Here is a 7,747-nt window from a genome sequence, read left to right as displayed (position 1 = left end):
ACAAAACCCAAAAGATTGGTTGCCTTGGAATTATCTCGATACCATCAACAAAATCAAAAACCACTCTCTATAAAAAATTTACTAGCATTCATTTTGTTTGTAAAATGCACTTATTGGTAGGACACATATCGATCTTATTTGGATTAAACGAATATCGAATTTAATTGAAGAATCAAAACAAGTTAACAAAGCTGTTACTCTGTGTTTAGATGCAATTTATGATGAATCCGGTAAATTAATTCCTGAATTTATTCAAATGTATATTCCAAATACATGGGGAGCTCATGCTGTAAAACAATTTCCTAAAACTTTATTACACGGAGCTTCTATTCACCCTTATCGAAAAGATGCAATTCAAGAATTAGAAACATGTTTAAAAAATAAAGCATTTTTAATTAAATGGTTACCATCCATGATGGGTATTGACCCAGAAAATAAATTATGTGTTCCCTTTTATGAAGCTCTAAAACATTATAAAATTCCTCTTTTAAGTCATACAGATAATGAATATACATTTGCTGAACCTAAAAAAGGTTGGCTAAAAAACAATCATATTTTAAAATTAAAAAAAGCATTAGACATTGGTGTTGTTGTTATTGCAGCCCATGCTGGTACCCCATCACAAATGCATGAGGCCGAAGAGCTTGCTTCTCAGTATGAAAACTTTTTTTTAGACACTTCCGGTTTGTTTAACCCGACTCGGGCTAGGGCGTCCTTAAAGCTCTTTGAAAAATCTCAAACAGGTATTTTGGGAGATCGCCTTCTGTTTGCCACCGATTGGCCTGTCCCTTCTTTTCCTGTATTTCTTATTGATAAAATTGGGCTTTCTTCTTATAAAGAAATCTCCTCTATTAAAAATCCTTTTTTAAAAGATCTGCGAATCAAAGAAAAATTAGGCTTTCATATTCAGAGGTTTAAAAAAAACCAAGAAACCTTATTGACATTACTTGGTAGGTCGCATACTGAAATAAACCTAACTTGATGTTACTTGCGGGTGCTTAGCTCAGTTGGTTAGAGCGTCGCCCTTACAAGGCGAGGGTCTGGGGTTCGAGTCCCTAAGCACCCACCATTTTATGGTTTTCCCAAGAAACAAAAGTTAAAATGAAATCCAATTTGAGGGTGCTTAGCTCAGTTGGTTAGAGCGTCGCCCTTACAAGGCGAGGGTCTGGGGTTCGAGTCCCTAAGCACCCACCATCCTATTTTTAATTCATAATTAATCTTATAAAAATAAATATTTCAGTTCCGCTTTCTGCTTTTTGTTTTACCTATTATAAAATATCCTAGGGAGACATTCAAAAATAGATTTTAGCTATTTTTATAGGAATTTTTTCTCCTTACCGATAAAAGAAAACAGAAAATTGAAAAGTTTTTTTGTATGAAAAATAAGGAATTTTATGACAACGGAACAACTCTTAAAAATAAATGGCGGCCAAAAGCTTGCTGGCGGTAAGGTATCTATTGCAGGCAGCAGTAATCAGGTAACAAAATGCATTATTGCTTCTTTATTAACGAATGAGCATGTTTTAATTAAAAATGCTCCTGCAGTTAATGAAAGAAAAATTGCTGAAGAGTTATTTGCCCATCTTGGAGGAGAAGTTGAATACGTTGATGAACATACTGTTAGATTATGCGCTAACGGTATCACCAAAAACTCCATATCACGCGAAATTTGTCAAAAAAATAGAATTTCCATTTTAGCAGTTGGCGCTTTGTTACATCGATTCGGCAGCGCTTATATTTACGGCACCCTTGGTGGCGATAAAATAGGGAAAAGGCCCGTTGATTTTCATATCAAAGGTCTTCAAGAAATGGGTGCTCATGTTGAATTAGATGGCGATCTTTATGATATTTTTGTTGATGGACAGGGCCTTCAAGGAGCCCACATCATTTTACCCTTTCCAAGTGTTATGACTACTGAAAATCTAATCATTGCAGCAACGCTAGCAAAAGGCCGAACCATTATCGAAAATGCAGCTATTGAACCCGAAGTAACAGAGCTCGTAAAAATGTTACAAAAAATGGGTGCAGATATCACAATAAATGCAAATAGAACTTATGTAATTCGAGGAGTTCCTCGCTTAAAAGGCTGCGAACTTCGAGTTATGCCCGACAGAAACCAGGCTGTTAGTTTTGCCTGCGCAGCCTTGGCTACTGGCGGAAATGTTTTATTAGAAAAAATTCCGCATGATCCTTTATATAGTTTTCTAAATTACATCCAAAGAATGGGTGCAGAATTTAGAGTAAACTCAGAAGGAATTTACGTATCCAGTCCAAAAGGAAAAAGACTCAAACACAGCCATATTGAAGTCGAGGTACATCCTGGCTTTATGACGGACTGGCAACAACCTTTTATGATTTTATTTACACAGGCTGATGGCATTAGCATTTTACATGAAACTATTTTTGAGGACAGGCTTAGTTATACGCGTTACTTAAATAGCATGGGCGCAAATATTAATTTATTTTCCACATGTCTCGGTGAAGCTCCTTGCCGATTTAAAAATAAAAATCATATTCACTCCGCTATTATTCATGGACCAACTAATTTAGTTGGAGGTAACTTTAAAATGCCAACAGATATACGTGCTGGAATGTGTTTAGTTATTGCAGGACTTGTTGCATCAGGAACAACATTATTATCAAATATACATGAATTACAAAGAAAGTATGATAATATTGTTGAAAAACTAACTCAAATGGGTGGAGATGTATCAATCATTAAAGGACAAATATAAATATTTATATTATTTTTTTTCTGGATTTGAATTTCTTTTTATTATTTTAATACCTTTTTTCTCTTTTGGAACGGTCTCATCTGTAGGTTGTTTTCCTTGTAAAAGTTCTTTTGCAACAGTAGTGGAGTCAACAGATGCTTGCGAGGCTGCATTTGTTTCCTGTTTTATCTTTTGATAAATTTCTTCCCTATGCACAACAGTAGATCTGTCCGCTTCAATGCCTAAGCGAACCTGTTTTCCTTTAATTGCCATAACAATAATTTTAATATTATCGCCAATTGCAATAACGTCGCCAACTTTACGCGTTAAAACCAACACGATGCAGACCCTCCATGGCCAGCCAAGCTCTAACCAAGAGACTTGTTTGAATTTATAAACCCATTATAGCTAATTCCTACATTATGGTATATCAAAATAAAAGCCGTGTGCTAAAGTTTTGTCGCAATGAAAATAAAGTCTATACTATTTAGTTTGAAATTGGAGAAAGACTTACAAATTAGAATATCTGTGATACTAATTACAGGGACAATGCCTGGAAATCATTTTTTTTCAGGTTAATTCATATTTTTTCCTGAAGCAGGAGTCTTAAGGTGATTCGTTTGTTACGAAATCTTGCACTAGATAATGATGCATCAAAATCAAATATTATAAATCCTAAAAGAAGTTCAGAAAATACTTTATTTGAAGAAACATCTTACAAAGCAATTAAAATAGCACAAAGAAGCAAATGGACTTTAATTGGCTTAATTGCTTCTGTAGCAATCGTAGGTTTAGGCTTTTTAATTTATAATCAAGCAATGACTTCTAAAAATCAAAAACTATCAAAAGAATATTCATTAATTGAAGAGGTTTTTAATAAAGAAAGTCTTGATTATCAAAAGAAACTTGAATTGTTTAAAGGAAATGCTCCTAAAGACTTCTCTCCCGATTACACAAAAAGTATGGAACAATTTTCTCAATTTTCTAAAAAATATGACTCAGAAGCAATCGGCTGGCAGGCTGCAATAAAAGCTGCTTCTTATTATATTTCAAAAGGATTAAATGATAAAGCAAAAGAAATTTTAGAGCCTATTGTTGTTAATACTGGAAAATATCCCATTCTTCAAGTTCAAATAAGAACTACTCTTTCAGGAATTTATGCTTCTGAAAAAAATGAGAAAAAAGCTCTAGATGAATTAAAAATTGTTGAAGAAATCCCACAAAATCCGCTTCCTAATCATGCCCGTTTATTAAGAGCTCAAATATTATTTCTTTCTGGAAATAAAGAAGAAGCTCTTAAAGTATTAAATCAAATTATATCATCAAGTGATTCTAATTCTAATTCAGCTTCACAAGCCTCTGATATTCAGCAACAGGCAAAAATATGGCTAAATTATTTAGAATCATAATTAATATTATTAGGAAATCTTCTAAATGAATTTATCTAAATTTACCTGTTGTCTTTTTTCTTTAGGATACTCTGTTTCTTCTTTTCCATTTGCTGAAATAAAGCTTGTTACTTCACGTCCCGAAATTCTTGAAGTTGTTGGAGCTTATTCTCCTGGGCCTGTTGGATCTTTTTCGACGCGCCCCACCGTTGTTATCCCTTATCAAAAAACATTTTCCCAATTTGGGGGATTAACTTCCGACAATTCATTTACTTTAGAAATGCAAAAAAAAATAAAAGATGAAAATTCTAAAAAATCTTTTGTTAATAAATCAAAAATACCAATCATGCCAAGACCCGTATGTGGCGCTTCTCCAGAGACCAATACAATAAATTGTTTTGATTTAAACAGAAGTGGTCAGTATTTACAAAGTTACCCGATTCCGGGCTCGGTATCTTCTACTCCTATTTTTTATGACAATCATTGGTTAATTGGAACAAATAAAGGATATCTTTTAAAAGTTGAAGCAAATACTTATAATAGTTATTTGCCTTTTTTAGGCTCTGAAAATACTTCTTTATGGGGTACATATTCAAGAAAATATATGGCTATTTTTAGGCCCAAACCAATATATAAAGATCAATCTGGAGCTGCAAATAGTTTAAATTATCAAGAATTAATTAAAGAAACATTGTTACTTTCGCCAGGTATGAAATGGGTTTTTTCAAATTCTTCCAAATTTGTTGGCACTCCGCTTGTTCAAAATGGAATTATTTATATTTTTTCAGCAAATGAATACATACAAGCCTTTAATTGGGAAACAGGAAAACTTTCTTGGGCCGTTCGTCTTGCCCCGGATGCAAATTTAAGACTTGCTTCAAATGCTTTAGCAAGCACTCCAAAAGAAATCATAGTTGGAACAAATTTAGGAGCTATTCTTATTTTAAATCCAAAAACAGGAAGCATTGAATGGTCTTGGCAAGTTCAAGAAGCGACTGATTCCCAAAGAGAATCCAGTCAACTTCCAGCTGGTCCAGACAAATTTAACTCCATTGTTGCAACTCCTTTAGTTATTGATAGAAATATCATTGTTTCAAATACAGAAAGCATGACTCAAAATATATCATTAGATTCAAAGTCTGCTATTTGGAGCTATCCAATAGGAAGTGTTGCACAGCCAAAGAAATATCAAAATAGCGTTATAATTGGTTCTTCAAATGGAAAATTAGTAAGTTTAAATAAAGAAACAGGAGAAGTTTTATGGTCTACCAATTTAACATACGATCTTTCTCCTATTATGAGTCTATTTGTCACTAAGAAAAATGTTATTTTAGCTGCCTCTTCAAGAGGGCAAATATTTATGGTAGATCCTAATAACGGAAAAATATTGTCCCAAAATCTCCCTATTGGTGAAACAAATGGTGAGTTTTTTGCAGGCTATGACAAAGCAGATGCTTGTATTAGTTTTTCACAAAATGGATTTCGTTGTTTCTATGCTAAAGTAAAATAACATTTTTACTTTAATCAATTTATTAAGAACGTGGAAATGAAAAAAGATAAAAAAATAAAATTAATTTCGAGTGTCGCATTATCATCAAAAAAATTTAACAATATTAAAAAATTAAAAAACTCTAGCTTTGAAATAACAAATGAAAAAATAATTATTTCGGCAAAAATTGCAGAATTAAAAAAAAGAATTCAATTCATATTATCTCTTATGTGTGACTTTTCAACAGAAATTGGCATTCGAATTTGTGATGAAAATGAAATGCTTTCAAGCAACACATACTTTAGAGGTAAAAATTATCCAACCGATGTTTTAAGTTTTCCATATTCCGATGATTTACCAAATGAGTCTGAATATTCTTATTTAGGAGATATTTTAATATGTCTCCCCGTTTGTTATAATCAAGCTAAGAAAGCTCGGGTAACTATTTCACAAGAACTTGAAAAAATGATTATTCACGGCATTGTTCATTTAAAAGGCTTCGATCACGAACGTAACAAAAGCGCTTGGAAGGTTATGACACTTTTAGAACAAAGTTTGCATCATGAACTTCAAAAAGAAATGGGCAAAGCGAATTGGTGCAAAGCAATTCTTTCAAGCAAATAAAGGATTTTATTAATGGTAGAAAGTTTGGTTGCTGGTATCGGTATCGTTATAATAAGTTTATGCATTTCTGCATTTTTTTCAATGACAGAAACAGCTGCTACAAGCATATCAAATCTTAAGGCGAAACATTTATGTGAATCAGGTAAAAAATCGGCTCAAGTTTTAAATTTATGGTTAAATAACCCTTCCCGTGTCTTAGCATCTCTTTTAATTGGAAATAATCTAGCTAATATTTTTGCTTCTATATTTGTTGATGACATTATTAGAACACATTTTGGCAACACACCTATATTACTTGTTACAGGAATGATGACAATAATTATTGTTTTATTTGCAGAAATTATTCCTAAAACATTTGGAAAAACACATGCTGTTAAAATTATTATTCCAATTTTAAATGTTTATAAGTTTTTTTATTATATTTTACTTCCCTTTTCTATTGCAATGACTGCACTAAGCAATTACATAACCTCTTTTATCAGCCGCTCAAATAAAAACCCAAATAAAGACCCACAAATTACGGAAGAAGAGCTTGAGTTTTTAATTAACGTTGGAGAAAAAGAAGGTGTCATTGCTGAACAAAAACACGATATGCTTTCTGGTATATTTGAACTAGGTGATACCGTTGTTCGTGAAATTATGGTGCATCGCATTGACTTAACAGCCGTATCTCAATCTATGAAAATTGTAGATGCCGTTGAAAAATTTAGAGAAACAGGACTTTCTCGAATTCCTGTTTATGAAGATAAAATTGATAATATCATAGGAACAATTCATGCCAAAGATGCTCTTTTTTTCTTAAAGAAACATCAAGGAGATCCTGTTTGTTACGAATCTACTGTTTCTGAAATTAGAAGAGAAGTTATGTTTATTCCTGAAACAAAACCTGTTGATCATCTTTTTCAAGAAATGAAAAGACACAAACAGCATATGGCCATTGTTTTAGACGAATATGGTGGCACAAGTGGTATTGTTACCATGGAAGATATATTTGAAGAGATTGTTGGCGAAGTAAGAGATGAATATGACAACGAAGAAGATGCCATTCGTCCTACACAAGTTGCAAATCAATATTTAGTGGAATGTAAAATTCACATTGATGATTTTTGCGATTTCTTTGATTTAAAAGTAGATGAACTCACAAAGGGAATTGAAACAAATGAATTTGATACTCTTGCAGGTTTAATTCTTCATCATTTTGGACAAATTCCAAAATCGGGTGATAAGTTAACAATTAATAATGTTATTATGGAAATTGTTGAGGTAAGTAAACGCCGAGTAAGAAGAGTTGTTGTTCGTTTGAATACCTCAGAAAATTAAGAATATTAAATAAAAAATCTTAATTTTAAATTATCCCCTTTTCCTTTAAATAAACAATCCTAATGCTTTTGCAACACCTGCTCCATGTGTCCTCCCAATAAGTGATTTTTACAAAGCATAAATCCAGAATTAAATCTCCTTTTGAGGAGGAGATTTAAATGGAGATGGAAAATAGACTGTGTCCTCCCAATAAGTGATTTTTACAAAGCATA

The 7,747-nt window shown here is 32.6% G+C and carries 7 protein-coding genes and 2 tRNA genes; 8 read left to right on the top strand and 1 reads right to left on the bottom strand.

Annotation, left to right across the window (positions count from 1 at the left end; genetic code table 11):
* Positions 1-256: 256 nt before the first annotated feature.
* From ACIQ56_RS12255 to murA, 4 genes are all read left to right on the top strand, one after another.
* Positions 257-982 (top strand): amidohydrolase family protein, encoded by a 726-nt coding sequence (locus ACIQ56_RS12255; RefSeq protein WP_397601346.1) that lies wholly within the window; start codon positions 257-259, stop codon positions 980-982.
* Between the two features lie 10 nt (positions 983-992).
* Positions 993-1,069: transfer RNA gene (locus tag ACIQ56_RS12250), tRNA-Val, on the top strand.
* Between the two features lie 48 nt (positions 1,070-1,117).
* Positions 1,118-1,194, top strand: a tRNA-Val gene (locus tag ACIQ56_RS12245).
* Between the two features lie 200 nt (positions 1,195-1,394).
* Positions 1,395-2,735, top strand: a complete 1,341-nt coding sequence (murA, locus tag ACIQ56_RS12240) for a UDP-N-acetylglucosamine 1-carboxyvinyltransferase (protein WP_397601345.1) — start codon at positions 1,395-1,397, stop codon at positions 2,733-2,735.
* 9 nt (positions 2,736-2,744) lie between these two features.
* Here murA and csrA read toward each other — a convergent pair whose 3' ends face one another.
* Complete coding sequence (gene csrA / locus ACIQ56_RS12235; RefSeq protein WP_397601344.1) at positions 2,745-3,053, bottom strand: carbon storage regulator CsrA; 309 nt, start codon at positions 3,051-3,053, stop codon at positions 2,745-2,747.
* A gap of 272 nt (positions 3,054-3,325) precedes the next feature.
* Here csrA and ACIQ56_RS12230 point away from each other — a divergent pair, with 272 nt between their 5' ends.
* From ACIQ56_RS12230 to ACIQ56_RS12215, 4 genes are read left to right on the top strand one after another with little or no spacing between them, the layout of a single operon-like run.
* Complete coding sequence (locus ACIQ56_RS12230) at positions 3,326-4,123, top strand: tetratricopeptide repeat protein (protein ID WP_397601343.1); 798 nt, start codon at positions 3,326-3,328, stop codon at positions 4,121-4,123.
* Between the two features lie 25 nt (positions 4,124-4,148).
* Positions 4,149-5,612, top strand: coding sequence for a PQQ-binding-like beta-propeller repeat protein (locus tag ACIQ56_RS12225; RefSeq protein ID WP_397601342.1), 1,464 nt, complete (start codon positions 4,149-4,151; stop codon positions 5,610-5,612).
* A gap of 36 nt (positions 5,613-5,648) precedes the next feature.
* Positions 5,649-6,215, top strand: a complete 567-nt coding sequence (gene ybeY, locus ACIQ56_RS12220; RefSeq protein WP_397601341.1) for an rRNA maturation RNase YbeY — start codon at positions 5,649-5,651, stop codon at positions 6,213-6,215.
* A gap of 12 nt (positions 6,216-6,227) precedes the next feature.
* Positions 6,228-7,535, top strand: a complete 1,308-nt coding sequence (locus ACIQ56_RS12215) for a hemolysin family protein (RefSeq protein ID WP_397601340.1) — start codon at positions 6,228-6,230, stop codon at positions 7,533-7,535.
* Positions 7,536-7,747: the final 212 nt, after the last annotated feature.

It is taken from the genome of Silvanigrella sp. (assembly GCF_044369315.1).
Taxonomy (GTDB): Bacteria; Bdellovibrionota_B; Oligoflexia; order Silvanigrellales; family Silvanigrellaceae; genus Silvanigrella.
The sequence above is the reverse complement of the archived record's forward strand: the minus strand, read 5'-3'. Positions and strand labels throughout refer to the sequence as shown.

Excerpts from the sequence above, each read along its gene's own strand:
- ACIQ56_RS12255 (WP_397601346.1), top strand. The coding sequence starts at position 257 with ATGTATATTCCAAATACATGGGGAGCTCATGCTGTAAAACAATTTCCT.
- murA (WP_397601345.1), top strand. The coding sequence starts at position 1,395 with ATGACAACGGAACAACTCTTAAAAATAAATGGCGGCCAAAAGCTTGCT.
- ACIQ56_RS12225 (WP_397601342.1), top strand. The coding sequence starts at position 4,149 with ATGAATTTATCTAAATTTACCTGTTGTCTTTTTTCTTTAGGATACTCT.
- ybeY (WP_397601341.1), top strand. The coding sequence starts at position 5,649 with ATGAAAAAAGATAAAAAAATAAAATTAATTTCGAGTGTCGCATTATCA.
- ACIQ56_RS12215 (WP_397601340.1), top strand. The coding sequence starts at position 6,228 with ATGGTAGAAAGTTTGGTTGCTGGTATCGGTATCGTTATAATAAGTTTA.